The organism is Nocardia sp. bgisy118 (genome assembly GCF_057708605.1).
Genome location: NZ_JBYISM010000001.1, coordinates 435,839 through 462,100 on the forward strand (window position 1 = coordinate 435,839; position 26,262 = coordinate 462,100).

Consider the following 26,262-nt stretch of genomic DNA (forward strand, 5'->3'; position numbering starts at 1 on the left):
ACGCACTAAGACCAAGGCGAAAGCGGGGATGTTGGTGACTTCGACGGACAGTGTGAGCGGGGCAGATCTGGCGAAAGAGGCGCCGGAGCCCGCGTCGGGCACCCTGGAGCGTGACGTTCAGACCCTGGAGAAGGCGATCTACGAGGTCAAGCGGGTCATCGTGGGTCAGGATCGGCTCGTCGAACGCTTGCTCGTCGGCGTCCTCGCGCGCGGCCACGTGCTGCTCGAGGGCGTGCCGGGTATCGCCAAGACCCTCGCGGTGGAGACCTTCGCCACGGTGGTCGGCGGTTCGTTCTCCCGCGTCCAGTTCACCCCCGACCTGGTGCCGACCGACCTGATCGGTACCCGCATCTACCGCCAGGGCCGCGAGGAATTCGATACCGAGCTCGGCCCCGTCGTTGCCAATTTCGTGCTCGCCGACGAGATCAACCGCGCGCCCGCCAAGGTGCAGTCCGCACTGCTCGAGGTGATGGCCGAGCGGCACGTGTCGATCGGCGGCAAGACCTACCCGATGCCCGATCCGTTCCTGGTCATGGCGACCCAGAACCCGATCGAGAGCGAGGGCGTCTACCCGCTGCCCGAGGCGCAGCGCGACCGCTTCCTGTTCAAGGTCGTCGTCGACTACCCCTCGGTCGAGGAAGAGCGCGAGATCATCTACCGGATGGGCGTCACCCCGCCGGAGGCCAAGCCGATCCTCGGCCCCGAGGACCTGATCCGGTTGCAGAAGGTCGCGGCCAACACCTTCGTGCACCACGCGCTGGTCGACTACGTGGTCCGGGTGATCGCGGCGACCCGCAAGCCGCTCGACTTCGGCATGGCCGACGTGGCGAACTGGATCGCCTACGGCGCCTCGCCGCGCGCCAGCCTCGGCATCATCGCCGCGGCCCGCGCCGTCGCGCTGATCCGCGGCCGCGATTACGTGGTGCCGCAGGACGTGGTCGAGGTGATCCCGGACGTGCTGCGCCACCGCCTCGTGCTGTCCTACGACGCGCTGGCCGACGAGGTCAGCCCGGAGGACGTGATCAAGCGGGTGCTGCAGACCGTCGGCCTGCCGCAGGTCGCGCCGCAGGCGGTGCACTCCGGCCAGCCCGCGCCCGCGCCGGGTGCGCCCCAGCCGCCGCACCAGCAGCAGATTCCGCAGCCGCCGCAGCAGCAGAGCCAGCCGCAGATGGCTCCGGCCGCCGGCAACCACCAGACCAAGTGACGGCCGCGTCGGCCGCGCCCGAGGGTTCCCGAGTGACAACGTCATCGCACGCACCGCCGTCGTTCCGAGCCGGAGAGCTGACCGACCCGCGGCTCTCGGCGGCGCTGAGAACCCTGGAACTCACCGTGCGCAGGCGGCTGGACGGCGTGCTGCACGGCGACCACCTCGGCCTCATTCCCGGCCCTGGCTCCGAGCCCGGCGAATCCCGGATGTATCAGCCGGGTGACGATGTGCGCCAGATGGATTGGTCGGTCACCGCCCGCACCACGCATCCGCACGTGCGGCAGATGATCGCCGATCGCGAGCTGGAGACCTGGATGGTCGTCGACCTCTCGGCCAGTCTCGACTTCGGCACGGCGGCCTGCCAGAAACGCGATCTGGCCATCGCGGCCGCCGCGGCGATCACCCACCTCACCAGCGGCGGCGGCAACCGGATCGGCGCGGTCGTCGCCACGGGCGAGCAACTGGTGCGAATTCCCGCGCGCAGCGGGCGAATTCACGCCCAGTCGCTGCTGCGCGGCGTGGCCACCACCCCGCACGCCCGCGACGGAGTGCGCGGCGATCTGCGCGGCGCCATCGAGTCGCTGCGCCGCCCGCAACGCAAACGCGGTCTGGCGGTGATCATCAGCGACTTCCTCGGCGAGATCGATTGGCAGCGTTCGCTGCGCGCCATCTCCGCGCGCCACGATCTGCTCGCGGTCGAGGTACTCGACCCGCGGGATCTGGAGCTGCCCGATGTGGGCGATGTCGTGCTGCACGACCCGGAGACCGGCCGCACCCGCGAGTTCAGCGTGACCCCCACGCTCCGTAGCGATTTCGCGGCCGCCGCGCAGCGGCACCGCGAGCAGGTCGAGCAGGCGCTGCGCAGCTGCGGCGCGCCTGTGCTGACCCTGCAGACCGACCGGGACTGGATCGCCGACGTGGTCCGGTTCGTATCCACCCGGCGTCACAGCTTCGGCGCCCCGACCGGGCGGGTGCCGCGCCAGTGAGTATTTCGCATTTCACCGCACTGATCTGGCTCGGTTTCCTGGCGATCGTCGTGTTGATCGCGCTCGGCTACGTGCTGGTGCAGCGCAGCAGGCACCGCCAGATGCTGCGCTTCACCAATATGGAGCTGCTGGAGAAGGTCGCGCCCGCGCGGCCGAGTCCGATGCGGCACGTGCCGATCGCGCTGATGCTGGTCGGCCTGATGTTCCTGACCGTCGCCGCCGCCGGTCCGACGGCGGTCAAGAAGGTGCCGCGCAACCGCGCGACAGTCGTTCTGGTGATGGACGTTTCGCTGTCCATGGAAGCCACCGACGTGCCGCCGAGCAGGCTCCAAGTCGCCCAGGAGGCGGGCAAGGCGTTCGTCGACGGGCTGACCCAGGGCATCAACCTCGGTTTCGTCACCTTCGCGGGCACCGCCTCGGTGATGGTGTCGCCGACGACGAACCGTGAGTCGGTCAAGGCCGCCATCGACAACATCAAGCTCGCCGAACGCACCGCGACCGGTGAAGGCATCCTGACCGCGCTCCAGTCCATCGACACCCTGGCCACCGTGCTCGGTGGAGCGGAGACCCCGCCGCCGGCGCGCGTCGTGCTGATGTCGGACGGTAAGCAGACCGTGCCCGACGACAAGGACGTGGACAACCCGAGGCACGCCTTCACCGCCGCTCGCTTGGCCAAGAACAAGGGCATTCCGGTGTCGACGATCTCCTTCGGCACCGAATGGGGTTCGGTGGAGATCCCGGATCAGGACGGGCAGGGCGCGCAGCGGGTCAAGGTGCCCGTCGACAACGACTCGTTGCAAGAGATCGCCCAGCTGTCCGGCGGCGAGTTCTACACCGCCTCCAGCCTGGAGGAACTCACCGCCGTCTACGACACTCTCGAAGAGCAGATCGGTTACGAGACGACGCGTGGCGACGCGAGCAGGCCGTGGCTGCTGCTCGGCATGCTGGTCGTCGCCGCAGGCATCGTGACCGGATTGCTCTATCGTCAACGCCTGCCGTAACGCCGCGCTCGCTGTGGCATCGCACAGGGTGCGGTGCCCGGGGCTCGGTGCACGAACCCGAACAGATAGGTTGATGCTTATGTCGAACATCACATCCCGGTCGGTCCTGGTGACCGGTGGTAACCGCGGCATCGGACTCGCGGTCGCACAGCGTCTGGCCTCCGACGGCCACAAGGTGGCCGTCACTCATCGTGGGTCGGGGGCGCCGGATGGACTGTTCGGCGTGAAGTGCGATGTGACCGACACCGAGTCGGTGGACCGGGCGTTCGCCGAGGTCGAGGCCCACCAGGGCCCCGTCGAGGTGCTGGTGGCCAACGCGGGCATCGTCGAGAACACCCTGCTGATGCGGATGAGCGAAGACCAGTTCACCCGTGTTCTCGACGCCAACCTGACCGGCGCGTGGCGCTGCGCCAAGCGCGCCAACCGCGCCATGCTGCGGGCGAAGTTCGGCCGGATCATCTTCCTCGGCTCGGTGGTCGGCCTCGGCGGCGGTCCCGGCCAGGTCAACTACGCGGCGTCCAAGTCGGGCCTGATCGGTATGGCGCGTTCGATCACCCGCGAGATCGGTTCCCGCAACATCACCGCCAACGTGGTCGCCCCTGGCTTCATCGAGACCGACATGACGCGCGAGGAAGTCACCGAGGAGATGCGCGAGGTGGTCCTGAAGTACGGCGTGCCCGCGGGCCGTCCCGGCCAGCCGGAGGAGGTCGCCGCCGCGATCAGCTTCCTCGCCTCCGACGACGCTTCCTACATCAACGGCGCGGTCATCCCGGTCGACGGCGGCATGGGCATGGGCCACTAGTACTTTCGTTCCGGGCGCGCGCCCCGAACACCGCGGCGTCGCGCGGCGGGACGATGTCTCGCAGGCGACGGGCGACACACTCGACTTTCAACTTCAGGAGAACCGAGAACTCATGGGCGGATTGCTCGAAGGCAAGACCATCCTGGTCACCGGCATCATCACCGACGCGTCGATCGCGTTCCACGCGGCCGCGGTCGCGCAGGAGCAGGGCGCCAAGGTCATCATCACCGGCATTCCGGAGCGGCTGCGGCTGATCGACCGGATCGGCAAGCGGCTGCCCCAGGAGATCCCGCCCGCCATCGGGCTCGATGTCACCAACGAAGAGGATCTGGCCGCGCTGGCCGACAAGGTGCGCGAGCTGGCGCCGGAGGGCGTCGACGGCGTGCTGCACTCGATCGCCTTCGCGCCGCGCACGCTGATGGGTCCCGAGGCCCGTCCGTTCCTGGACGGTCCCGGCCCCGACGCCGCCAAGGCGTTCGAGATCTCGGCGTGGAGCTACGCCTCGCTGGCCCGCGCGGTGCTGCCCGTCATGAACGAGGGCGGATCCATCGTCGGCATGGACTTCGATCCGCGCACCGCGATGCCGTACTACAACTGGATGGGCGTGGCCAAGGCGGCGCTGGAGTCGGTCAACCGCTACGTCGCCCGCGAGGTCGGCGTCGCCAAGCGGATCCGCTCCAACCTGATCGCCGCGGGCCCGATCAAGACCCTGGCCGCCAAGGCCATCGCGGGCACCGCCACCGACGACGCCGCCAAGCTGAACCAGCTCAACACCTACTGGGATGGCGCCTCGCCGATCGGCTGGGACGTCGACGACCCGACCGTGGTCGCCAAGTCGATCGTCGCGCTGCTCTCGGATTGGCTGCCCGGCACCACCGGCTCGATCATCTACGTCGACGGCGGCGCCAGCCACAACACCTGGTTCCCGGAGAACTGGTCGGACAACTGAGTTCGTAACGGAGGAGATGCCGTGGCACCGGCCGTCGACGCACTGCTGCTGCTGTCCTTCGGCGGGCCGGAGCGCCCCGAGGACGTGATGCCGTTCCTGGAGAACGTCACTCGGGGCCGCGGGGTGCCGCGCGAACGCCTGGAAGAGGTCGCGCGGCACTACCTGCACTTCGGCGGGGTATCCCCGATCAACGCGCTCAACCGCGACATCATCGCGGCGGTGGAGCGCGAATCGGCCGCCGCGGGTTTGGAATTGCCGGTGTATTTCGGCAACCGCAACTGGCATCCCCTGGTGGAGGACACCGTCGCGCGCATGGCAGCCGACGGTGTCCGCACCGCCCTGGTGTTTCCCACCTCGGCGTGGGGCGGCTATTCCGGCTGCCTGCAATACCACGAGGACATCGCCAGGGCGCGAACGGCTTTCGGCGACGGCGCACCGGAACTGGTGAAGCTGCGGCAGTACTTCGACCACCCGCTGCTGATCGAGGCGTTCGCCGACGCGATCCGCGCCGCCGTGGCCGAACTGCCCGCGGAGCGCCGCGACGATGTTCGTCTGGTGTTCACCGCCCACTCCATCCCGGTGTCCGCCGACGCCACCGCGGGCCCGCCCGCGGACGGCGGCGGGCTGTACAGCCGCCAGGTCGCCGAGGCGGCCCGATTGTGCGCGGCCGCCACCGGATTCGACGATTACGACGTGGTCTGGCAGTCGCGCTCCGGTCCGCCGCAGATGCCGTGGCTGGAGCCCGACGTCGTGGACCACCTCGACGTGCTGTCCGGGAAGGGCGTGCGGGCCGTGGTGATCTGTCCCGTCGGTTTCGTGTCGGACCACCTCGAGGTCATCTGGGATCTGGACAACGAAGCCAAGGACAAGGCGGCCGAACTCGGGATGGCCTTCGCCCGCGCCGCCACGCCCGGCACCGACCCGCGATTCGCGCGGCTGGTGATCGAGCTGGTCGGCGAGCGCATCGGCGGTGTCGAACCGCGGCGGCTCGGCGCTGTGCCGGGTTACGGCTGCACCCGCGACGGAGAGCCGTGCGCCGTCGGCTGCTGCGCACCGGCCCGCGGCGGACGGCCTGGGCGGGGCTGAGCCTCGATCCCGGGCCGCTGTGCCACGACGGTGCGCGAGCCGCATTCGTCATTGCCTGGACGCGAGCGTGATCGGGGCGTCGTCGCTACGAGCGCACCGGTTGCGTCGGGCGCCATGGCCTGCGATAGCATCGGGGCCGGCCTTCGGGAGGAGGGCCGACCGTAACTCGTGCCGGGGAGGCCCTTTCGATGTATCTCGAGCTGCTATCCAGTGCCGATCTGCTGGCGGACGGCGCCGTCTGGACGACGGCGCTGGATTCCTATGAAGCCCGGCGCGGCGGAGGCGGTGGGAGCAGCGGCGGAGGCGGCGCCGATGTCGAAGTCTCCGAATACGTCATGTGGATCATCCTCGCGATCGTGGTGATCGTCGTGCTCGTCCTGGTGATTCGGTACTTCAACAAGAAGAGCTCCGAAACCCCTCCGCCGCACCAGCTGCCGCCGCAGCAGCAGTATCCGCAACAGCAGCAGTATCCGCAGCAGCAGTATGGCCAGCAGCCTTACGGCCAGGCCCCGTACGCGCAGCAGCAGTACCAGCACGTGCCCTACCCGCAGCAGCCGCAGTATCCGCCGCCCTATCCGCAGCAGCCCTACCCGCCGCAGTATCAGCAGCAGCCGCAGTACCCGCCGCACTACTGACCGCAGCACCGCGCGCGATTGCGGTGAACGTGCCGGTCCGGCAACCCATTTCGACGCCTACCGCGTGTGGCGGACGGGCCGGGCCGCGAAGGCCGGGCGCTCGGGTGGACGGACCCCACCCGAGCGCGATCGAAACCTACTGCGCCGCGTCCAGATACACCGGCAGCGTGCGGTGCCCGTTGGAGACGAAGCTGCCGACCGGCAGCAACTCCGACGGGTCGACGGCCAGCCGCATGGCCGGGAACCGCCGGAAGATCGCAGGCAGTGCGATCTCGGCCTCCAGCCGGGCCAGGGGAGCGCCGAGGCAGTGGTGGGCGCCGTAGCCGAAGGCGACGTGCTCCTTGTTCGCGCGGTGCACGTCGAACTCGTTCGTGGTCGCGCCGTGCACCTTCGGGTCGCGGCTCGCGGCGGCGTAGGACGCCAGGATCGCCTCGCCCTTCGGGATGCGGATGTCGCCGATCTCGATGTCCTCCACCGCGTAGCGCAGCGGCAGGTGCGCGACGGGCGACTCGTGGCGCAGCGACTCCTCGACCACGTCCGACCACGGCACCCGGCCCTCGACCACGTCGGCGCGCTGGCCCTGATGCGTGAGCAGCGCGAAGATGGCCTGGTCGAGCAGGTTGACCGTGGTCTCGTGCCCGGCGTTGATCACCAGCATCAGGGTGTCGACGAGCTCCTTCTCGGCCAGTTGGGAGCCGTCCTCGTCGCGGGTGGCGATCAGCACGCTGGTGACGTCGTCGCCGGGGTTGTCGCGCCGGTAGGCGACGAGCTCGCTGACGAGCCCGTACATCTCCAGGTAGTTGGCCACTCCTTCTTCTGGACCGAGCGAGGTGTCGAAGAACCCGTCCACGCACTTGCGCAGCCCCGGGCCGAGGAATTCGGGCACCCCGAGCAGCTCGGTGATGACCTGGATCGGCACCGGGTAGGCGAAACCCTCACGCAGATCGGCCGATTCGCCGGGCGTCGTGGCGGCGAGGGCGTCGAGCAGCTGCGTGGTGATCTCCTCGATGCGCGGTCGCAGCGCCGCGGTGCGCCGATGGGTGAACGCGGGGGCGACTAGCTTGCGCAGGCGGCGGTGGTCGGCTCCGTAGGCGGTGAACATGTTGTCCACGGCCACCCAGGGATGCAGCGGCCACGCCTCGGTGATCTCGCCGTTGATGAACGCCGACCAGTGCTGGCGCGCGTCCTTGGACACTCGGGGATCGGCCAGCAGGCTCTTGAGCACGGCGGCGTCGGTCACCGACCAGGCGGGCACGCCGCCGGGCAGTTCCACGAGCGCGGCAGGCCCGCGCTCGCGAATCCGCGCGGACTCGCCCTGGATATCGGCGCCGGTCAGGTCGAGGACGATCGGTTCATACTCCATCGGTGGGCTCCTTACCCGAGATGCAACGGAGGGGACGGGGAAAAGACGACCGGTAGCGCCGCCATGGCGCGGTGGAACGGCCCTGGCCGCCAGGACAATTCGGCGGCGGGCACCGCCAGCTCCAGCTCGGGTAGCGCGTCGAGCAGCTGATCGATGGCGTCCTGCACCACCAGGTAGGCCACCGAGCGGGCCGGGCACGCGTGCGGTCCGCCGCCCCACGCCAGATGCGAGCGGTTCCCGGTGCGGTCGCCGCCGCGGACGGCCGGGTCGTTGTTGCATCCGGCGAGGCTGATGAGGACCGGTTGGTGCGCGGGCAGCCAGGTGTTGTCGATCAGGATCGGCTGGCGCGGGTAGGTGATGGAGAAGTTCGCCATCGGCGGGTCGTTGAACAGCACCTCGTCCAGCGCGTCGCGGGTCGAGAGGCTGCCGCCGAGGACGTGCCCGCCGAACCGGTCGTCGGTGAGCATCAGCAGCAGGGTGTTGGTGATCAGGTTCTGCTGCGGCTCGATCCCCGCACCGTAGAAGCTGATCAGCTGACAGAGCATCTCCTCGTCGTCCAGCTTCGCCGGGTGGTGCGCCAGCCGTGAGGTGACGTCGTCGCCGGGCTCGGCACGCCGCAGCGCGATCAGTTCCAGCAGCGCGGCGCTGAGCATCTCCATGCCGCGGGCGGCCTCGACGGTGTCGAAGAGCATCGCCATACCGGTCGCCACGCGCTGGCCGAGCTCGGCCGAGCAGCCGACCATCTGGTTGAGGACCTCGAAGACGAGCGGGAAGGCGTACTGGGTGACCAGGTCGACCGAGCCTGCCTCGCAGAAGGAGTTGATCAGCGGGATGGCGATCTTCTCGACGGTCGCGTGTAGCGCGTGCAGGTCGATCCCGTCGATACTGGCGACGTAGGCCTGCCGATAGCGCGCGTGCACCGCCCCGGCGTTGCGCAGCGCGTTCGGGTACCACTCCATCATCGGTTTGACGGGGCAGTCGGCCGGAATGTCCTTCTGCCAAGTCCGCGGGTCGGCGGGGAAATGGTCGGGGTCGTTGAGGATGCGCAGCGCCGTGCTGTACCCGATGATCAGCGTCGCGGGCACATCGGGCGCCAGCTCGATGGGGATCACCGAACCGTACTGGCGACGCATGCCGTCGTAGGCGCCATGCGGGTCGGCGGCGAATTCCGGTCCGTGCAGCGGGATCCTGGGGCCGTCGGGCCCGATCGGGGATCCGTGCTGGACGGGGCAGACTCCGGGTGCGGTAGCGTGCGGCGCGGTGACCGCGGGCTGTGACGAGGTCAAAAGACGGTACTCCAGACGAGGGACATGTGCTCCGCGCCGAGGACCGGAACTCTGGTGGGGTGCACCGTCGTTCGCCAGGTTCACCGCGCAGTCCTTGCCGGACAGGCGATCCGGGCCTGCGATCGCCGTCGATCCGAGCACATCCCGACCCAAGCGTCCAGAACTCGACAACTCGCCCACGTTAGCAGCAATGCGAGGAGTTCTCTTTCGATGCGGTAACAAACTTTCTGCACCGTCTGCGCGGATCGCCGAAACGCCTGTTCGCGCGACAAAGCGGAGAGAGCGCCGAAAGTGGCTGTCAGGGTGATTGATTCGCGTACCGCGGCGCCGGGCTCGCGGCGGCGGCCTGCTAGCGCTCGCCGCGAGCCGCGGCGTGCACCGCGACGAGCCGGGCCGCGCGGATCGCGTCCCACAGCGGGCGCAGCAGCGTCTCCTGCGCGCCGATGGCGCTGGCAGAGGTCGGAGCGGAGGCCGGTTCGTGTTGCGCCACCGTGAGAATCGCGGCGACGTGATCGGCGGTGTCGAGGATGCGCTTGGCGCGCAGCGGAATCGAGCCGGGGTATTCGTGCCTGGCGTAGTCGGCCAGCTCGGCCTCGATGAGTTCGCGCGGATCGGATTCGACGGAACCGACCGCGGTGGTGTGCAGTTGCATCAGCGCGTCGGCGGCGTCGCGGACGGCTTCTCGCATGGTGTACTCGGCCTCGCCGAGCGACATGTCGGGGCCGGGCGGGGGCGGGATGGGAGTGCTGTAGAGCGTCCACTGGAGGGTGGTGTCGTCCGTCCACTGGGGGATCAGCCCGATGCCCTCGGCGCCGGGCACGCCGACGAGCGTGCCCTCCTCGGCGTCCATCGCGTCGGCGGTGAACACGGTGCCCGGCGGCAGTCCGCGCACGTCGCCGGGAACGGGAAGCACCAGGCGCAGCTGTGCGCCGGGCTGGGCCATCGCCTCGCGAATCACCTTGAGCAGCGCCATGAGACCGGACCCGGGTAGCGCGCTGCGCGAGGACCACGGCAGGTCGGTGCGACCGCCGGTCATCGGGTCGCCCGCGGCGATGGTGTGCCGCGGCGCCCACGCGTGCAGCGCCTCCAAGACGTCGTCGGGCGCGCTGCATCCGGCCAGCCATGAGCCGGCCCAGACCGTCAGCGTGGCACTAGGAGAGCACATAATCATCGAGCATAAACGCTTGGCGCTACCGGCGGGCATCGGCGCACCAACCCTCGTGAGCTGCACGCACTCCCGAATCGGGCGGCCAGGGACGGCGTCGCGTCCGCTCGCGCTCGTCGCGTCTGCCTGCTACTCCGGCTCGGTGACGAAGTCGATCAGACGTTCGACCGCGCCGATCAGGGGAGCCTCCAGATCGCGGAAGGACTCGACGGCGTCGTAGACCCGCCGCCACCCGTCCTGCGGGGTGCCCCAGCCGAGGCGACGGCACACGCCCGTCTTCCAATCCTCCCCGCGCGGCACCTGCGGCCAGGCCTCGATGCGCAGCGCCGCGGGCCGGACGGCCTGCCAGACATCGATGTAAGGATGCCCGGTCACCAGCACGTGCGGGCCGAGGCCGGTGGTGAGCTGGGTTTCCTTGGAGCCGGTGACCAGGTGGTCGACCAGCACGCCGACCCGGCGGCCTGGTCCGGGCCCGAACTCCGTCAGCCGCTCGGCCAGGTTGTCCAGACCCTCCAGGTGCTCCACCACCACGCCCTCGACCCGCAGGTCGTGGCCCCACACCCGCTCCACCAGCGCGGCGTCGTGCACGCCCTCCACCCAGATCCTGCTGGCCTTGGCGACCTGGGCGCGCAGCCCGGTCACGCGGGTGGAACCCGAGGCCGACCTGGTCGGCTGCCGCGGCGCGCCCGCGGTGGGACGTACCAGGGTGACCGGCCGTCCGTCGATGAGGAACGCGGCCTCTCGCATCGCGAACAGCCGCACCGCACCGCGCGCGTCCTCCAGTTTCACGAACTCGCCGTCGTAGCTGCGGTCGAATCCGACCACGGCGCCGCAGAATCCGCTGGCCGCGTCCTCCACCACCAGGTCGCGTTCGGCGGTCACCCGCGGCGCCGGATTCTTCTTGGACCTGTCGTGTCCGGCGAAGATGTCGCCGTACCTGTCGCGCGTACCCACCCGCCCGAAACTACCCGGTGGCGCGCGGATTTCGCGGGCGCGACGCAGTGTGTTCCGCCGTGGAAGGGCGCGGTGTGCGGCGCTGGGCTGGGTTTTTCGACGGACATCGGCCGACAGCGCCGTTAGAGTGGGGTGCGTGGCCGCAATAGCTTGGCTGGTCGCGGGGATTCTGCTCGCGGCGGCAGAGATGCTCACCGGGGACCTCACGCTGCTGATGATCGGCGTCGCGGCCCTCGGCACGGCCGGGGTGAGCGCCGCGGCGGACACCTCGCTGGTGGTCGACGCGGTGGTCTTCGCGGTGATCACCGCGGTGCTGCTGCTCGGGGTGCGGCCGATGCTGCGCCGCCGGTTCGGCACGCCGCCGCCGATTCCGACGAATGTCGATGCGCTGCCGGGGAAGTCGGCCTTGGTGCTGGAGGAAGTCGCCGCTCATTCGGGCCGGGTGAAGCTCGGCGGCGAGGTGTGGACCGCGCGGCCGATGAACCCGGACGAGGTGTACGAGCCGGGCGTGACCGTGTACGTCATGAAGATCGACGGCGCGACGGCCGTCGTCTGGAAGGGGCCGTAATGGCTGTACTGATCGTCGCCGCCGTGCTCGTCCTGCTGGTCGTGGTGGTGGTGTTCAAATCCATCGCCCTGGTGCCGCAGGCCGAGGCGGCGGTCATCGAACGGCTCGGCCGGTACTCGCGGACGGTGTCCGGTCAGCTGACCTTCCTGGTGCCGTTCGCCGACCGGATCCGCGCCAAAGTGGACCTGCGCGAGCGCGTGGTGTCCTTCCCGCCGCAGCCGGTGATCACCCAGGACAACCTGACGCTGCAGATCGACTCGGTGGTCTACTTCCAGGTCACCAGCCCGCAGTCCGCGGTCTACGAGATCAGCAACTACATCGCCGCCGTCGAACAGCTCACCGTCACCACGCTGCGCAACGTGGTCGGCGGCATGACGCTGGAGGAGACGCTGACCTCCCGCGACCAGATCAACAACCAGCTGCGCGGAGTGCTCGACGAGGCCACCGGCCGCTGGGGCCTGCGCGTGGCGCGGGTGGAGCTCAAGGCCATCGATCCGCCGCCGTCGATCCAGGAGTCGATGGAAAAGCAGATGAAGGCCGACCGCGAGAAGCGCGCCATGATCCTCACCGCGGAAGGCACGCGGGAGTCGCAGATCAAGACGGCCGAGGGCGCCAAGCAGGCGCAGATCCTCTCCGCCGAGGGCGCCAAGCAGTCCGCCATCCTGGGCGCCGAGGGCGAACGGCAGAGCCGCATCCTGCGCGCCCAGGGTGAGCGCGCCGCCGCCTACCTGCAAGCGCAGGGTCAGGCGAAGGCCATCGAAAAGGTCTTCGCCGCAATCAAATCCGGCAAGCCGACGCCGGAACTGCTCGCTTACCAGTACATGCAGACACTGCCGATGGTGGCGCGCGGCGACGCGAACAAGGTGTGGCTGGTGCCGAGCGATTTCGGGAAGGCGCTCGAGGGCTTCGCCAAGAGCTTCGGTACCCAGGGCGAGGACGGCGTGTTCCGCTACGAGCCGCCCGCCGAGGAGGTGGCCGCGGTGAAGGTGGAAGACGATTCCGACGTCGCCGACTGGTTCGACACCGCACCGGATCCCACCATCGAACGCGCCGTGCGGGCCGCGGAGGCCAGTGCGCGCCAGCCCGTCGAGGGGTTGACGCCCACCCCGCTGCCCCGTCCGCAGGAACCCTCCCCGCACCAGCAGGTGATCCCACCCGGCGGCGAGTCGTTGCCCGCTCAGCAGCCCCCGGCGCACCGCCCGGACGACCCGCACGGGCGCCCGTGGCAGCCGCCGGAGAACTACCGGCAGTAGCCCTTTCGCACCGGCCCGCCGCTCCGATCGTCGAGCGGCGGGCCGGTTTTCTCGGCGTGCGGTCGTGACTCGAGAGTTGCCCAAGTAATCAGGGGCACAGTGCTTTTCGCCGTGTTCCGCCGAAAAACCCCGGCCCGGCGGATAATCGGCAGTGCTCGCGTGCAAACCGACATCCGGGGGAACATGCTGACCCGTAGGGCGCTGGTGCAGATGGCGTTGGTCGCGCCGCTGGCGGGCTGCGGCGCGGGCGTGCTCGGCACGCCGGGCACGGTGCGGATCGCGGTGTCGTGGAGCGGTTCCGAGCTGGTCGCGTTCCGCACGGTGCTCGACGCGCTGCGGTTGTCGCACTCGGTCGACGTGATCCCGCTCGGCGACGAGATCGAGACGGCGTTGACGGGCGGCCGGTCGGCGCCGGAATTGGTCATGCTGCCGCAGGCGGGCTGGGTTCGCGACTTGGCCGAGCTCGGCGTGCTGCGCGATGTGCCCGAATCGCTGTGGCTCGACGAGGCCCAGCAGCCGAACTATTCGGACGTGTGGGCGGACCTGCTCTACTACGACGAACGCCCGTACGGTGTGCCGTTCAAAGCGGCCGACAAGTCGATGGTCTGGTTCGACCGTCAGTCGGCGGCCGAATCCGGGGTCGGCACCCCGGCGCTGTGGGCACTGGACTACTGGCTCGACCGCATCGAATTCCTCGCGGGCAAGGATCAGCGGCTGCTCGCGCTGGCCGCGGCGGACGGATGGGCGCTGACCGATCTGTTCGAGAACCTGCTCTACGCGCAGAACCCGGACACCTATGCGGCGCTCGCCCGGCGCGTCGGGGCGGTGACCTGGGAGAAGGACGCGGTGCGCGCCGCGCTCGCGCTGCTCGGATCGTGGGCGGCGAACAGCGAGGCGTTCGCCGGCGGGGTCGGCACCGCGCTGACCATGCAGTTCTCCGATGCCGTCCGGGAGGTGTTCGAGCGCAAGCGCGCGGTGATGGTGGTCGCGCCCGATTTCGCCGAACCGGTCGTGCGCAAGGCCGTCGCGGATTCCGGCCGCAATCCCGCCGATATCGTCGGCGTGACGGCCTTTCCCGGCGTCGGCCCCGGCGGGCCGCGCCCGCGCATCGTCGGCGGCGACGTCCTCGTGCTCACCCGGTCGGCGGACGATCGCGCGGGACGAGTGCTCGCCGCCCTCGCCGCCCCCTCGGCGCCGCTGCCGTGGATCAACGGGTTTCACGGCTTTCTCGCGCCGAACACGCACACGGACGCCGCCTATTCGCCGTTCCTGCGTCCGTCGGCCCAGCGGCTGCGCGAGTCGGCGGCCTCCGATCCGCACGACCAGACGGTGTTCGACCTGTCCGATCGGATCGGACCGCTCGGCGGCCGAAACGGGTTGTGGCGGATACTCACCGAGTTCCTGATCGCCGTCGACGGCGATCCCTTTCGCGTCGGTCCCGCGATCGACGCCGCCGTCCACGCCCTCGATCGGCGGTGAGCGCGACATGACGACGCCGCCAGGATTCTCCAGCAACGGACTGCATCTCGAGCTCGCCACCCGGCGCATGCGCGGGGCGCTGATCGGCGGTCGCCATCCCTGGCGCGGATGGGAGTGGGCCAGGGTGGCGCCCGCGTGGTCGCTCGCGGCGCTCCTGCTGCTAGCTTCCGGCTGGACGCTGCTCACCGCGGGAACGTGGGTGTGGGTGCCGCTGCTGGTCTTCGCCGTCGGCGTCGGGACCGTGATCGTGACGCGATTGTTCGCGCACGGCGCGTCGCGGGTCGTCGCGCAAGTCGCCGCCGTCGCTCTCTTGGTGGCGGGGCCGCTGCTGTTCGTCGTGAACGCGGACGCGGACGCGCTGGGCGTCTACCGCCGGACGCTGCTCTTCGTGCTGGCCGGACTCGGCGTCATGACGGCCGCGCTGTGCACCGCGTGGTGGAGTCGCGACGTGCGGTGGTTGTGGCTGCCGCTGGTCGTGCCGTTCGGCGTCGCCGCTTTCGTCTCGGGCCTCGCGTTCCGGGTGATGTTCGAGGCGGCGGTGCCCGAGGGCGATGTCGCGACGTTCCAGTCCGGTTACCGGTGGATGCCGGTGCTCGCGTATTGCTGGACCTGGTTCGGGTTCCTCACCGGGATGTTCTCGGCGGGTCTGCGGGCGATCGAGACCGACCCGGTGCGCTGGGGGTACCTCAACGCGCCGACCGGGCGTTTCCGGTTCGCGGTCATGGCGTGGCGCGCTCGGCAGCTGGTGCAGCCGGTGGTGTTGATCGCCGGGATCGCGGCGGTCGTCGCGGCGGCCAGGGTGTTCGATGTCATCCTCATCGGCATTCCCTCGGCCTACCAGTACGACAGCGACAGCGCGACCGTGCGCTGGTGGCGATTGCTCACCACGGAGGGCCCCGCGGGGGTGGCGACCTATTCGGTTCCCTTGGCCGTCCTGGTCGGCGTCTGCGCGTTCGCGCTGTGGCAGGCGGGTGGCGCGCGCGAACTGCGGTTGCCGCCGCACCCGAGCGCGCACGAAGCGTACGGTGCGCGGCGGGCCGGAGGGCTCGCCACCGGATTCGCGGTGCTGATGGCCGTCGTCTCCGTGGCACCGCTGCTGATGCTGGCGTGGGTTTCGATGCGGCGGCCGGACGGTCTCGGCTGGCCCGCGATCGGGCGCGTCTGGCAGGCCGGGCTGCCCTCGACGCTGGGGCTGACCGCGCTGGTGGCGACGGTCGCGACCGTGCTCGCGGTGTCGGCCGCGCTGCCGGTCGCACGGTGGCTGGCCACAACGCCGTCGGACACGTGGGCTGTTCGCCTCGTCGTCACCGCCCTGGTCGTGCTCGCCGTGCTGCCCGCCCAGATGTATCTCGGGCCGATCGACCAGGTGAGCGAGTCCTTCGGGCTGTCCGGCACCCAGTACCCGCTGATGCTGGTGCACGGCGCCGCGGGACTGCCGGTCAGCGTGCTGATCCTGCGCGGTGCGATGCGAGCGGCCGAGGAGAATCCGAGTTCGGCCGCGCTGCACGGGCTGGCCAGACCCGGCGCCGTGGCGCGACGGCTGTGGGACGGCGCCGGTCGCGCCGTGGTCACGGCGGCGGTGCTGGAGTTCATCCTGGTGTGGAACGACTTCTTCGTCAGCCTGATGATCAGCGGTGCGGGAGTCAGCCCGTGGTCGCTGCTGCTGTGGGGCGAGGCCCGCCAGTACGAGGAGAACCTGCCGCAATTGGCGGCCGGGTCGCTGGTGTTCGCGATCGTGCCCGTCCTGTTGCTGCTGGCGACCTGGCGCCGATTCCTCGTGCCGGGACTGACCGGGGGAGCGCTGCGATGAACGCGCCGCCGCCGTCTCCCGGGGTCGCCGCGCCCCCGCCCGCGCTGCTGCGCTTTCGGTTCGGCGGTGGCGCGCTGGCGGGCGCAGTACTCCTCGGGCTGGTCATCAATATCGTGTCCAGCCTCTTCCTCGAACGCGGTGTCGGCGTGGTGCTGTCGGTGGGACTGTTGGCGGTCGCGCTGCTCGCCGTGGTGTTCCTCGTCGGTCGCTGGCTGCATGCCGAACGGCGCAGGCTTCGCGAAAGCCCGCACACCGCACGGGAACTGGAGCTGCTCAGCGAGTTCGACGACGCGCAGACGCCGATCGGGGCAGGCCCGACCACCTCCGCGCCGCCGCTGACGACGCTGTACGCCGCCACCCACGAGGAGGCTGCGGTGCTCGGTGAGCTGCCGGTGCGCGAATACAGCGCGGCCGCGCTGCTCGCCGTGCTCACGGCCGTACTCGACGCGCCCGCCCGCGATCCGTCCGACGGTGCGCCCGCGTCGACCACCGCGCCGCTGCTGCTCGCCGAGCTTTCGGATGGGGGATTCGTCCGGGGTGCCGGAGGAGTGCAGCAGTACTGGGTCGTCGCGGCGCCCGGTGCGCCGACCCCGGCCGAGGCACGGTCCGGGCTGCGCTGGAAAGCCGCGGTGACGGCGCTGGTGGGACATCACGCGGAGCGCGCCGAGCGGTGGGCGATCGGTCTCGGCACGCCGCGTTTCGCCGCCGCGGGGCGTGGGTGGTTCGAGGCCGAGGAACCGTTCCTGCGGCGATTGGTGATCGAGTGCGCGTCCTTCGGGGCCGAGCTGCCGAGGACCGCGATACCGGGCCTGATCCGGATCGCCGACTCCCTGGACGTCTGGCACGCGCGCACCGGCGGACACGACGCCGAGCTGGCTCTGAAACTGTGCCACTTGCCCGAGCTGGACGCGCTCGGCGCGCACGCCGCGCAGGTGCGGCTGCGCGCGCAGCCGGACGCCGAACCGCCGCGCCGCGGCGGCGACGCAGGTCGCTACGCCGATCTGACCGCACGCTACGAACACGCGAAAGCGCTCGAAACGCTGGGCGCCGACCCGTCGGCGAGCACCGCCGCGGAGCTGGAGCAGGCGCGCCTGCGGTTGGATCGGGTCTGGTGGTCGCTGCCGCGCGAGGACATCCCGGGCGAGGTCTGCGCCTTGGTCAACCTCGGTGTGGTGCTGCTGCGTCAGGGTCTGCTCGACGACGCGCAGGACCGCCTGGAATTGGCCGAGGCGCTGACCAGGCAGGGCCGCGATCCGGACGGTCGCGCTCACATGCACGAGATCCTCGGCCACGTCTGGTGGGCTCGCGGCGAAGGGACGCGCGCGCTGCGCTGCTGGCGGCTGTCGCTGACCGCTTACCAGGCGTTGCGCGACGATCACGGCATCGCCCGCTGCCTCCAGCATCTCGCCGCGGCGGTGATCGCCGACCCACGCTGCGCCGACGAGGCGCTCGGGCCGGATCCGGCGCGGCCACCCGCGCTCGCGGTCGAGGAGGCGACCGGCTGGCTGGCCGAGGCCCAGGCGCTGTACCCCGCCGCGATGACGGCGAATCACTATCGGGCCGAGGCGATCACACGGCACGGGGTCACCCCGCGCTCCAGCGCGAACCGGTGGCCCTTGCCGCTCGACGAGAACGTGACCAGTGGGTGATGCGTCCTGATCGGTCGCTCGAGCAGTCGCAGGTGGTCGCGCCGACCGAGCGCGAAGTGCTGCGCTTGGCGCTGGATCTGGTCACCGGCAGGCTGGAGATCACCGAGGCGAAGTTGCTCGACGGCGCCACCGTGCACACCGAGGAACTGCGCGCGGCGCTCGACCCGGATCGCTGACTCCGGACGAGGATCCGGCGCGTCGGAATCCGCCCGGCCGCGATGCGCCCGTGCCGGAATCCGGCGCGGCCCGGCCGGGGACGGGTGCTCGGCGGCAGCGGCCCGCAGGCTGAGGCCATGGTCAACCACATCACCGCCGTGCACCACACCGGCATCCTCACCCGCGATCTCGACGGACTCGAAAGCGTCTACCGCGCCATGGGTTTCACCCTCAGCCCGCGCTCGCGGCACCTACTGAGCGCACGGCCCGGCGAGCCGCCGCAGCCGGGCTGCACCGCGAATCTGTGCGCCCTGTTCGGCGGGTCCTATATCGAACTGCTCGGCATCGTCGACGAGTCCGCGCCCGACCCGTGGCACACCAAGGCAATGGCCGATCGGTACGAGGGATTCCGCATTCTCAACCTCGACACCGAGGACGCGGCGCGCACGCACGACCGGCTGGCGGCGCTGGGGATGCGGACCTCCGGCGTGCTCGACCTCGAGCGCGACGTCGAGACCGCCGACGGACCGCGCACGGTCCGGGCGCGCGCCGTGCACCTGGATCCGCGCACCACGCCGGAGGGCTACATCGGTCTCGCGCAACACCTCACGCGCGACTTCGTGCACCAGCCGCGCTATCTGACGCATCCGAACGGCGCGCGCGGCATTGCCGCGGTGCTGATCGTGGCGGCCGCCGAGGAATACGACGGCATCGCGCGGCGATACGCCGACCTGCTCGGAGCCGAATGGGTGGCGGACGGACCGCTGTCCGTTCTCGAACAGAAGGACGTGCGCCTGGAACTGCTGCGCGCCGCCGATGTCGCCGCCGTGCTGCCCGGCGAACCCGATCCGGCCCCTTCGTATCTCGCCGCCATGACGATCCGCGTGGCCGACGTCTCCGCGGCGCGCGGGGTGGTCGAGCACGGCGGCATTCCCACGCGTGAGGTGCGAGGCGGATTCTTCGTCTCCGGCCGCGACGCCTACGGAGCGGGTCTGTTCTTCACCGCGGGATGAGCGCGGGCGCCGCGCGTTTGGCGTACCTGGTGACCGCCGCGGTGTCGAGACGCGTCACGCCGGGCAGCGCGCCCACCCGGTCGACGACGTAGTCGAACACCGCGTCGGCGTCGCGGCAGACCGCAACGGCGATGATGTTGTGCGGTCCGGTGATCGCGCCCGCGAACGCGATCTCGGGGTCCTCGATCAGCGCCGCGCCGACGGCGGTGAGATGCCGGGGCGCCACCGTCAGCCACAGCACGCACTGGAAGCCGTAACCGAACAGCGCGGCGTCCACCTCGACGTCGAAGCCGAGCACGCGGGCCCGCCGCAGCTCGTCCAGCCTGCGGCGTACCGCGGACTCCGACCAGCCGAGCGCACCGGCCAGACTCGGATAGGCGACTCGCCCGTCGGCGGCCAACCGGGGCAGCATGCGCCTATCCAGGTCGCCGAGGGCGACCGGCGCGCTCTGGGCCGGCTGTGCGGGGCGCAGCGCGGCCACCTGGTCGGCGTCGAGCGCGGAGGTGCGGCCGCGCCAGCGCTGACGTGTGAGATGGCGAACGAGTCGCTGCGCGTCGACGCCGAGGATGTCGGAATGTCTCGCCAGCGCGGACAATGGTGCGGATTCGGCGGCCGCCGTACGGAAGACGCAGACGATCTCGGCGCCGCTGGACAGCACCGTCACCCACGCGGTGTCCGGCCGGGCGGACAGCGCCAGCGCCAGATCATCCGCCCGGTGCGGCCGGACCCGGAGGCGAACCACCCATTCCGCGCCGCCCGTGCGTCCGCTGTCGGTCACGCCGGTGACCCGCACCGCGCCCGTCGCGGCCAGCCGCGCGAACCGCCGCGCCACGGTGCGGTCCGAGACGGACAGCACCTGCGCGATCCTGCTGAACGGCGCCCGCCCGTCGACCTGCAGGGCGTGCAGCAACCCGAGGTCGACCGCGTCGAGCGTCGCAGATTCCACCAGTCAAGGATACGGCGGGCGTGGAACTCGCTGCGGCCACGGCGAATACGAGAACGCGAGCGTGGGGAACCGCACATCCGCCTCGATTGACGCGGCCGGAGACGCCGGTTACTAATGGACGGTGGCGCGTATCGCGCCACACAGCAGCCTGACGAGCGAAGCGGGGTGAGCGGCGGATGCCGGATACAACCATCGGAACGCCGACTCGGAGTCCGAGATGACCAGCGCGCTCAGCACGCCCACCGATCGTTTCGACACCGAAGTGCTCGGGCTGCATTGGATTCCGCTGACCGCATCCGACGAGGACACCGCCGCGGTGTTGCGCGAACGCCTCGGCATCGATTTCTCCCGCACCCACGACCGCATCTGGGAAACCGGCGATTTCGTCTACCTCCCGGTCACCGCGACCTATCTGCGCGGCGACGCCGCGCGGCGCGAGACGATCGTGTTCGCGCTCGGCGGCGATTTCGTGGTCACCGTGTATTCGGCGGAACCGTTCGACCCATTCGACCGCGCCGTCGCCGAGATGGGGCGCAGGCCCGCCCTCGCCGGTTCCCCGCACGGCGTGCTCTACGCCCTGCTGCGCTCGCTGAACGAGGCCGCCGAGGGGGTGCTCGGGCACGCGCGGGAGGAATCGGACGCGTTGGCTCGCGACATGGACGCCGCCGTCGACGGGAGCGACCGGACCGGCGAGATCGCCGATCTGCGTGCCGCCCTGGCCCGGATGGACGCCGTGGAAGGCGCCGTCACCCGGGTGCGGGACACCCAGCGCGACCTGGTCCGCGCCGGACGCCGCCTGCTCGCCGAGCACGGCGGCCGCACCGCGGATCTGGACGGCGCGATCGGCGACCTGCTCGCCGACATCGCCGACGTGCACGGGCGAGCGGACGCCGAACACGATCGCATCCGCTACTTGCAGCACGCGCTGCTGCTGCGCGTCGAGATACAGCACGCCAGAATCGTCAAGATCCTGGCCTTGTCGGCCGCGTTGGTCTCCCTCGGCATCCTCGCCCTGTGTTACCTGGTGGTCCTCGGCTGATCCGGCAGCCGTACCGCTACCGAAACCCGCGCTGAAAATCCCAGTCTCCCAGCCGAACTCGTCCTCGCGATCCGGCCGTTCCGCGCCGCGCCGCCGGGTAGTATTCGACAGACCCGCGGGTGGGAAGAACGGAGCGGGCCTTGTGTGGAATCAGTGGCCACGTCGCCAGATCGGGCTTTCCGTCGCGTATCGATCTCGTCGAGCGGATGACCGCAGCGTTGAGCCATCGCGGACCCGATGCCGCGGCGGTGTTCGCGGACCCATCGCTCGCCCTCGGGTGCACCAGGTTGGCCATCATCGACGTCTCCGGCTCATCGCAGCCCCTGCGCAGTGTCGACGGCGGATCGTGCGCCGGCGGTGAGCTGGTCCTCGTCGCGAACGCCGAGATCTACAACTTCGCCGAACTGCGTGAGGGGCTGCGACGGCGCGGCCACGTCTTCACCACCGACGGCGATTGCGAAGTGATCCTGCATCTGTACGAGGAGCACGGCGAACGCGCCGTCGATCACCTGCGCGGCATGTTCGCGTTCGCCCTGTGGGACCGGCGCAGGGGTCGGCTGACGCTGGCGCGCGATCGGATGGGGGAGAAACCGCTCTACTACACGGAACGACCGGACGGGCTGTTGTTCGCCTCCGAAGCGAAAGCGCTGACGGCCGCGGGCGTCCCGGTCGAACTCGATCCGGACGGCGTGGCCGACTTCTTCCACCTCGAATACGTGCCCGAGCCGCGCAGCATCCTGCGCGATGTGCGCAAAGTTCCGGCCGGACACGTCGTGACGGTGGACATCCGGCCGTGGCGGGTACGGTCACGACCCTACTGGCGTCTCGAGGACGTCGAGCCGATCGACGGTTCGTGCGCCGAGCTCGTCGGCGAGATTCTCACCGGACTCGGTCCGCTGGTCACCAGAACCGATCGGCCGCTGGGCATTTCGCTCAGCGGCGGACTCGATTCGAGCGTGGTGGCGGCGCTCGCGGCCAAGTTCTGCGCCGCACCGGTGCGGGCCTTCTCGGTGGGCTACGCGGGCCGACCGGCCAACGACGAACGACACCATGCGCGGCAGCTGGCGACCTCGCTCGGCATGCCGTTCCACGAGATCGAGATCGACACCGCGCGCGCCACCGCGGATCTGCCCGTCGTCGTCGCGGCGCAGGACGATCCGGTCGCCGACTTCGCGGGTATCTGCTACCACGCGGTCATGCGCGCGGCGGCCGAGGCGGGCGTGCGGGTGATGCTGCAAGGTCAGGGCGCCGACGAGCTCTTCTGGGGCTACCCGTGGGTGCGGCGGGCCGTCGCGCTGAGCGAAGCGCGCGGGAAACTGGTGTTCTACCAGCTGGATCCGGACTTCCGAGAGGCCGACCGGGACGGGCCGGGCTATTTCGGCGAAGCGATGCGCGATGCGGCGCGGACCGAGTTCGAGCCCTCCGGCGCTCGCCCCGATATCGACCTGACCGGGTTGATCGCCGGAACCTATCTGCGCGAGAACGGCATCGCCCAGTGCGATCGGCTCGGCATGGCCAACTCCGTCGAACTGCGTGCGCCGTTCGTCGATCACCGCCTGGTCGAGGCCGTGGTCGGTACGCGCAAGACTCGGCCGGATCACCGTGACCCGCCGAAACAGCGGCTCAGGGAGGCGGCCTACGCGCTCCTTCCCGCGCGGATCGCCGACCGGCCCAAGCAGAGCTTCTCGCCGCCGTTGCGCGCGTGGCATGCCGCCTTCCTGCGGGCCTACGGCGACCTGCTGCCCGGCGGCGAGCTGGTGCGCCGCGGCATTCTCACCGAATTCGCCGCCCGGCGGCTTTCGGTCGCCGACTTCCCGGACGGGGCGGGCTCGCCCTTCTCGTTCAAAGCCCTGATGCTCGAAATGTGGTGTCGGCGCAATGTCGCTCGTGCGAGGAGATGATCGATGCAGGTGGCAGTGATCGGCATGGGGTATGTCGGCCTCACGGCGGCGCTCGGACTCGCGGCGTCGGGCCACGACGTCCTCGGCATCGATCACGACGAGCGCCGCGTCGCCCTGTTGCGCGAGCGGTGCTGCCCGTTCCACGAGCCGGACGTCGCGGAGGCGCTGCTCACCACCACGGTGACGTTCCAGCGGACGCTCGACGTTCCGGTCCGGGCGGTGATCATCGCGGTCTCCGCGCCGCTCGACGCGACCGGCGCCGTCGACCTGGGCAACGTGCAGTCCGTGCTCGCGGAGCTGCTCTCGGCCGGATCGCTTCCGGATCTCGTCGTAGTGAAAAGCACGATCCCGCCGGGTACCAGCGAAGAGTGGGCGGCGCGGTTCCCCGCGCTCCGGCGTGTCTACGCGCACAATCCGGAATTCTTGAATCAGGGCCGCGCCCTTGCGGATTGGCGAGCGCCGGACCGCATCGTCCTCGGGCTGTGGAACCGTGAGCTGCTGCCGCTGCTCGGTGCGCTGTACCACGATATGACCGCGCCGCGGCTGGTGGTCGGTCCGACCGAGGCCGAAGCGGTGAAGTACGCCAGCAACGCCTTCCTGGCCACCAAGATCAGCTTCGCGAACGAGATCGCGAACTTCTGCGGCGACCACGGCATCGACGTGGACGCCGTGCTCGACGGTGTGGCGCTGGATCCCCGTATGGGGCAGGGATTCTGGCGCCCCGGCATCGGATACGGCGACTCCTGCCTCGGCAAGGACGTCACCGCGTTGACCCGGTCCGCCCGTCGTCGTGGACGACCGATGCGAATGCTCGAATCGGTCGCCGAGCTGAACGACCGCCAGCTGCGATTCCCGGTCGAGATCGTCGCGCACGAAACGGCGCCGGGCGCACCGCCGGAGGTCGCCGTGCTGGGATTGCTCTACGAACCGGGCAGCGACGACATGCGAGCGGCGCCGAGCCGGACGGTGGTGCCCGAGCTCGCGGCGATCGCCGCCGACGTCCGGGTCTGGGATCCGGTACTGAGCCAAGAGGTTTTCGCCGACCTGTTCCCCGGTGTCCGGCGCACGGCGGGGATCAAGGAGGCCGTCCTCGATGCCTCCGTCGTCCTCGTGCTGACCGAGTTCCCGGACGTGCTCGCCCTCGACTGGACCGCGCTGGCGCAACTGGCGCGGCCGGATTGCCTTGTCGTGGACGCCAAGAACGCCCTCGCGCGGTCCGATGTCGAGGCGGCGGGGCTGCGCTATCGAGGGGTCGGACGGGCGGGCGGCGCCGGCGACCCCGGCGCCGCGGAACAGGACGTCGACGCGAAGTAGAAGGGATGTCGCCATGGGGATTCTGGTCCGGCCGCGTGCCGAAGGTGGCGGTTACGGCGGCTGGCGGCGCGCGGTGGACGACATCGTCGTCTCGGCCGACGGCGCGCAGTACAGCGTCGAGGAGACCGACGACGCGGTCTGCGTTCTCGACGGTTGGCTCTGCTCCGGCGGCGGCGCGGCGGAGCTGCTCGCGCTCTATCGCAAGCAGGGGATGTCGGCCGTAGCCGCGCAGGAGGGGCACTACGTCGCCGTCGTGCACGATCGTTCCCGCGGGCAGACGCACCTGGTGAGCGACCCCGGCGGATTCGGGCACGCGTGCTATCGCGACTCCGGCTCGGCGTTCGCGTTCGGGTCGCGGCCCTGCGACGTCGGGACCGGCACGGTGTCGCGCGAAGGTCTCGCCCTGTATCTGACGTTTCAATATGTCCCCGCGCCGTTTTCGATCTTCGACGGGGTGCGGCGGCTGCCTCCGGGCGCCGTGGTGACCCGGCGGGGCGGCGGCTGCCACGTGCGTCACCACGCCTCGCTCCCGCGGCCTGCGGAGCCGTCGGCGGGTGACGCGATCGCGCCCGAGCAGCTGGCGGCCGAGGTGCTCGACCTGCTCACCGATTCGCTCGCCCGCCGCATCGCGCCCGCGGAGCGCGTGGGCATGATGCTGAGCGGCGGCATCGACACCAGCACCAACGCCACCGTGCTCGCCACCCGGTTGGGGATCGGACCGACCGCGTTCACCGCGTCGTTCCGCGAGGCCGGGTACGACGAAACCGAATACGCCGCGATCGTCGCGGAACGGTTCGGATTCGACCACGTCGTGGTGCCGGTCGGGCCCGAGATCGTCGAGCGCCTGCCGAACATGGTGCGCGCCTTCGACAGTCCGAACGCCGACCAGGCGATCGTCGCCACGCAAGCGATCGCCGAGCGCGCCGCGCAGTTGGGATGCTCGCACATCGTCACGGGCGAAGGCGGCGACGAGGTGATGGGTTTCCCGATGTCGCCGCACGACGACATCCACCTCGTGCCTCTCCCCGCGGAATCGACGGACCTGGCGCGGTACTACCTGGGGCAGATCGGGCTGGGCAGTCCGGAGGATCGCGCGCTGATGTACGACGCGCTCGGCGGGGGCGAGGACCTCGCGCTCGGCGTTCTGGCCGGTCTGTACGAGGAGCATCGAGCGCACACCGCGCTGGACCGTTTGCTGTTCGGCCAGTGGAAGACCTGGTTGACCGAGGGCGTGTATCGCAAAGACCACCACACCTTCGGCGGCGCCGGGATGACCAGCGTCTTGCCGTTCGCCGATCCGCGCGTGCTGTCGTTCGTCGCGGGGATGCCCGCCGATCAGCGCTACCGGGCCTTGGACGGCAAGGCCATGCTGCGGGCGGGTATCGCGGCGCACCTGCCCGATCGCATACTGAAGCGCAGGAAGCACAAGTTCTGGATCCCGTTCGCCGAGTGGTTCCGCGGCCCACTGCGCGCCCACCTGCACGACGCGCTGCCGCACGGCACGGTGGCCACGGAGCTGTTGGGCGAGAAACGAGTTCGGGCACTGATCGACTCGCACGACCGCGGGCTCGACGACAAGAGCGGAATCCTGTGGGCGCTGTGGTTCCTCGACGCGTGGCTGAGCGCGTTGCCGCCGCGGAGCTCGGACGGGACCGTGCCCGGCGGTACGACGGAGCCCGCCGCACGATAGTGGATTACGC

General features: G+C 70.4%; 23 protein-coding genes. 18 read left to right on the plus strand and 5 right to left on the minus strand.

Annotated elements, in window-relative coordinates; translation table 11 throughout:
* Nucleotides 1–28 precede the first annotated feature (28 nt).
* The 7 genes from AC3EO7_RS01915 to AC3EO7_RS01945 all read left to right on the plus strand — a co-directional run bounded on the left by AC3EO7_RS01915 (nucleotide 29) and on the right by AC3EO7_RS01945 (nucleotide 6,666).
* Nucleotides 29–1,204, plus strand: a complete 1,176-nt coding sequence (locus tag AC3EO7_RS01915) for an AAA family ATPase (protein ID WP_431968922.1) — start codon at nucleotides 29–31, stop codon at nucleotides 1,202–1,204.
* A 32-nt stretch (nucleotides 1,205–1,236) separates the two neighbouring features.
* Nucleotides 1,237–2,193 (plus strand): DUF58 domain-containing protein, encoded by a 957-nt coding sequence (locus AC3EO7_RS01920; RefSeq protein WP_431968920.1) that lies wholly within the window; start codon nucleotides 1,237–1,239, stop codon nucleotides 2,191–2,193.
* Nucleotides 2,190–3,194 carry a VWA domain-containing protein gene (locus tag AC3EO7_RS01925; RefSeq protein WP_431968918.1) on the plus strand — a complete coding sequence of 335 codons (1,005 nt, stop codon included), beginning with the start codon at nucleotides 2,190–2,192 and terminating at the stop codon, nucleotides 3,192–3,194. The genes AC3EO7_RS01920 and AC3EO7_RS01925 overlap by 4 nt, the downstream gene beginning before the upstream one ends.
* A 79-nt stretch (nucleotides 3,195–3,273) precedes the next feature.
* Complete coding sequence (gene fabG1 / locus AC3EO7_RS01930) at nucleotides 3,274–3,996, plus strand: 3-oxoacyl-ACP reductase FabG1 (protein ID WP_431968916.1); 723 nt, start codon at nucleotides 3,274–3,276, stop codon at nucleotides 3,994–3,996.
* Nucleotides 3,997–4,108: 112 nt separating this feature from the next.
* A complete protein-coding gene (gene inhA, locus AC3EO7_RS01935; protein WP_431968914.1) occupies nucleotides 4,109–4,945 on the plus strand; it encodes an NADH-dependent enoyl-ACP reductase InhA in 837 nt (278 codons plus the stop codon).
* A gap of 21 nt (nucleotides 4,946–4,966) precedes the next feature.
* On the plus strand, nucleotides 4,967–6,031 hold the full coding sequence (locus AC3EO7_RS01940) for a ferrochelatase (RefSeq protein WP_435590280.1): 1,065 nt from the start codon (nucleotides 4,967–4,969) through the stop codon (nucleotides 6,029–6,031).
* A 188-nt stretch (nucleotides 6,032–6,219) separates the two neighbouring features.
* A complete protein-coding gene (locus AC3EO7_RS01945) occupies nucleotides 6,220–6,666 on the plus strand; it encodes a hypothetical protein (protein ID WP_435590281.1) in 447 nt (148 codons plus the stop codon).
* A gap of 136 nt (nucleotides 6,667–6,802) precedes the next feature.
* On the opposite strand, the gene AC3EO7_RS01950 is transcribed toward AC3EO7_RS01945, so the two are convergent.
* The 4 genes from AC3EO7_RS01950 to AC3EO7_RS01965 form a co-directional block, all read right to left on the minus strand.
* Nucleotides 6,803–8,029, minus strand: coding sequence for a cytochrome P450 family protein (locus AC3EO7_RS01950; protein ID WP_435590282.1), 1,227 nt, complete (start codon nucleotides 8,027–8,029; stop codon nucleotides 6,803–6,805).
* 11 nt (nucleotides 8,030–8,040) lie between these two features.
* Nucleotides 8,041–9,315 (minus strand): cytochrome P450, encoded by a 1,275-nt coding sequence (locus tag AC3EO7_RS01955; RefSeq protein ID WP_431968906.1) that lies wholly within the window; start codon nucleotides 9,313–9,315, stop codon nucleotides 8,041–8,043.
* Nucleotides 9,316–9,664: 349 nt separating this feature from the next.
* Nucleotides 9,665–10,480 carry a hypothetical protein gene (locus tag AC3EO7_RS01960; protein ID WP_431968904.1) on the minus strand — a complete coding sequence of 272 codons (816 nt, stop codon included), beginning with the start codon at nucleotides 10,478–10,480 and terminating at the stop codon, nucleotides 9,665–9,667.
* 129 nt (nucleotides 10,481–10,609) lie between these two features.
* A complete protein-coding gene (locus AC3EO7_RS01965; RefSeq protein ID WP_435590283.1) occupies nucleotides 10,610–11,434 on the minus strand; it encodes a DUF3097 domain-containing protein in 825 nt (274 codons plus the stop codon).
* Between the two features lie 136 nt (nucleotides 11,435–11,570).
* Between AC3EO7_RS01965 and AC3EO7_RS01970 the strand changes: the two genes are divergently transcribed.
* The 7 genes from AC3EO7_RS01970 (at nucleotide 11,571) to AC3EO7_RS02000 (ending at nucleotide 19,362) form a co-directional block, all read left to right on the plus strand.
* The gene (locus AC3EO7_RS01970) at nucleotides 11,571–12,002 is read left to right on the plus strand and encodes an NfeD family protein (RefSeq protein ID WP_431968900.1); all 432 of its coding nucleotides are present in this window, start codon (nucleotides 11,571–11,573) and stop codon (nucleotides 12,000–12,002) included.
* A complete protein-coding gene (locus AC3EO7_RS01975) occupies nucleotides 12,002–13,255 on the plus strand; it encodes an SPFH domain-containing protein (protein WP_431968898.1) in 1,254 nt (417 codons plus the stop codon). Before AC3EO7_RS01970 ends, AC3EO7_RS01975 begins: the two co-directional genes overlap by 1 nt.
* Nucleotides 13,256–13,438: 183 nt before the next feature.
* The gene (locus AC3EO7_RS01980) at nucleotides 13,439–14,734 is read left to right on the plus strand and encodes an ABC transporter substrate-binding protein (protein WP_435590284.1); all 1,296 of its coding nucleotides are present in this window, start codon (nucleotides 13,439–13,441) and stop codon (nucleotides 14,732–14,734) included.
* Nucleotides 14,735–14,741: 7 nt separating this feature from the next.
* Nucleotides 14,742–16,544 carry an ABC transporter permease family protein gene (locus AC3EO7_RS01985; RefSeq protein WP_435590285.1) on the plus strand — a complete coding sequence of 601 codons (1,803 nt, stop codon included), beginning with the start codon at nucleotides 14,742–14,744 and terminating at the stop codon, nucleotides 16,542–16,544.
* Nucleotides 16,541–18,193 (plus strand): hypothetical protein, encoded by a 1,653-nt coding sequence (locus AC3EO7_RS01990; RefSeq protein WP_431968892.1) that lies wholly within the window; start codon nucleotides 16,541–16,543, stop codon nucleotides 18,191–18,193. Before AC3EO7_RS01985 ends, AC3EO7_RS01990 begins: the two co-directional genes overlap by 4 nt.
* Nucleotides 18,190–18,369 carry a hypothetical protein gene (locus AC3EO7_RS01995; RefSeq protein WP_435590286.1) on the plus strand — a complete coding sequence of 60 codons (180 nt, stop codon included), beginning with the start codon at nucleotides 18,190–18,192 and terminating at the stop codon, nucleotides 18,367–18,369. Before AC3EO7_RS01990 ends, AC3EO7_RS01995 begins: the two co-directional genes overlap by 4 nt.
* Before the next feature lie 117 nt (nucleotides 18,370–18,486).
* On the plus strand, nucleotides 18,487–19,362 hold the full coding sequence (locus AC3EO7_RS02000) for a VOC family protein (protein ID WP_431968888.1): 876 nt from the start codon (nucleotides 18,487–18,489) through the stop codon (nucleotides 19,360–19,362).
* Here the strand turns inward: AC3EO7_RS02000 and AC3EO7_RS02005 are convergent.
* Complete coding sequence (locus AC3EO7_RS02005; protein ID WP_435590287.1) at nucleotides 19,349–20,308, minus strand: Lrp/AsnC family transcriptional regulator; 960 nt, start codon at nucleotides 20,306–20,308, stop codon at nucleotides 19,349–19,351. The two genes, AC3EO7_RS02000 and AC3EO7_RS02005, sit on opposite strands and share 14 nt — an antisense overlap.
* Nucleotides 20,309–20,525: 217 nt before the next feature.
* Here AC3EO7_RS02005 and AC3EO7_RS02010 point away from each other — a divergent pair, with 217 nt between their 5' ends.
* From AC3EO7_RS02010 to AC3EO7_RS02025, 4 genes are all read left to right on the plus strand, one after another.
* On the plus strand, nucleotides 20,526–21,347 hold the full coding sequence (locus AC3EO7_RS02010; RefSeq protein ID WP_431968884.1) for a CorA family divalent cation transporter: 822 nt from the start codon (nucleotides 20,526–20,528) through the stop codon (nucleotides 21,345–21,347).
* Nucleotides 21,348–21,466: 119 nt separating this feature from the next.
* The gene (asnB, locus tag AC3EO7_RS02015) at nucleotides 21,467–23,248 is read left to right on the plus strand and encodes an asparagine synthase (glutamine-hydrolyzing) (RefSeq protein ID WP_435590288.1); all 1,782 of its coding nucleotides are present in this window, start codon (nucleotides 21,467–21,469) and stop codon (nucleotides 23,246–23,248) included.
* Between the two features lie 3 nt (nucleotides 23,249–23,251).
* Entirely contained in the window at nucleotides 23,252–24,562 is a 1,311-nt protein-coding gene (locus AC3EO7_RS02020) for a nucleotide sugar dehydrogenase (protein ID WP_431968880.1), read from the plus strand.
* A 13-nt stretch (nucleotides 24,563–24,575) separates the two neighbouring features.
* Nucleotides 24,576–26,252, plus strand: a complete 1,677-nt coding sequence (locus AC3EO7_RS02025) for an asparagine synthetase B family protein (protein WP_435590289.1) — start codon at nucleotides 24,576–24,578, stop codon at nucleotides 26,250–26,252.
* Nucleotides 26,253–26,262: the final 10 nt, after the last annotated feature.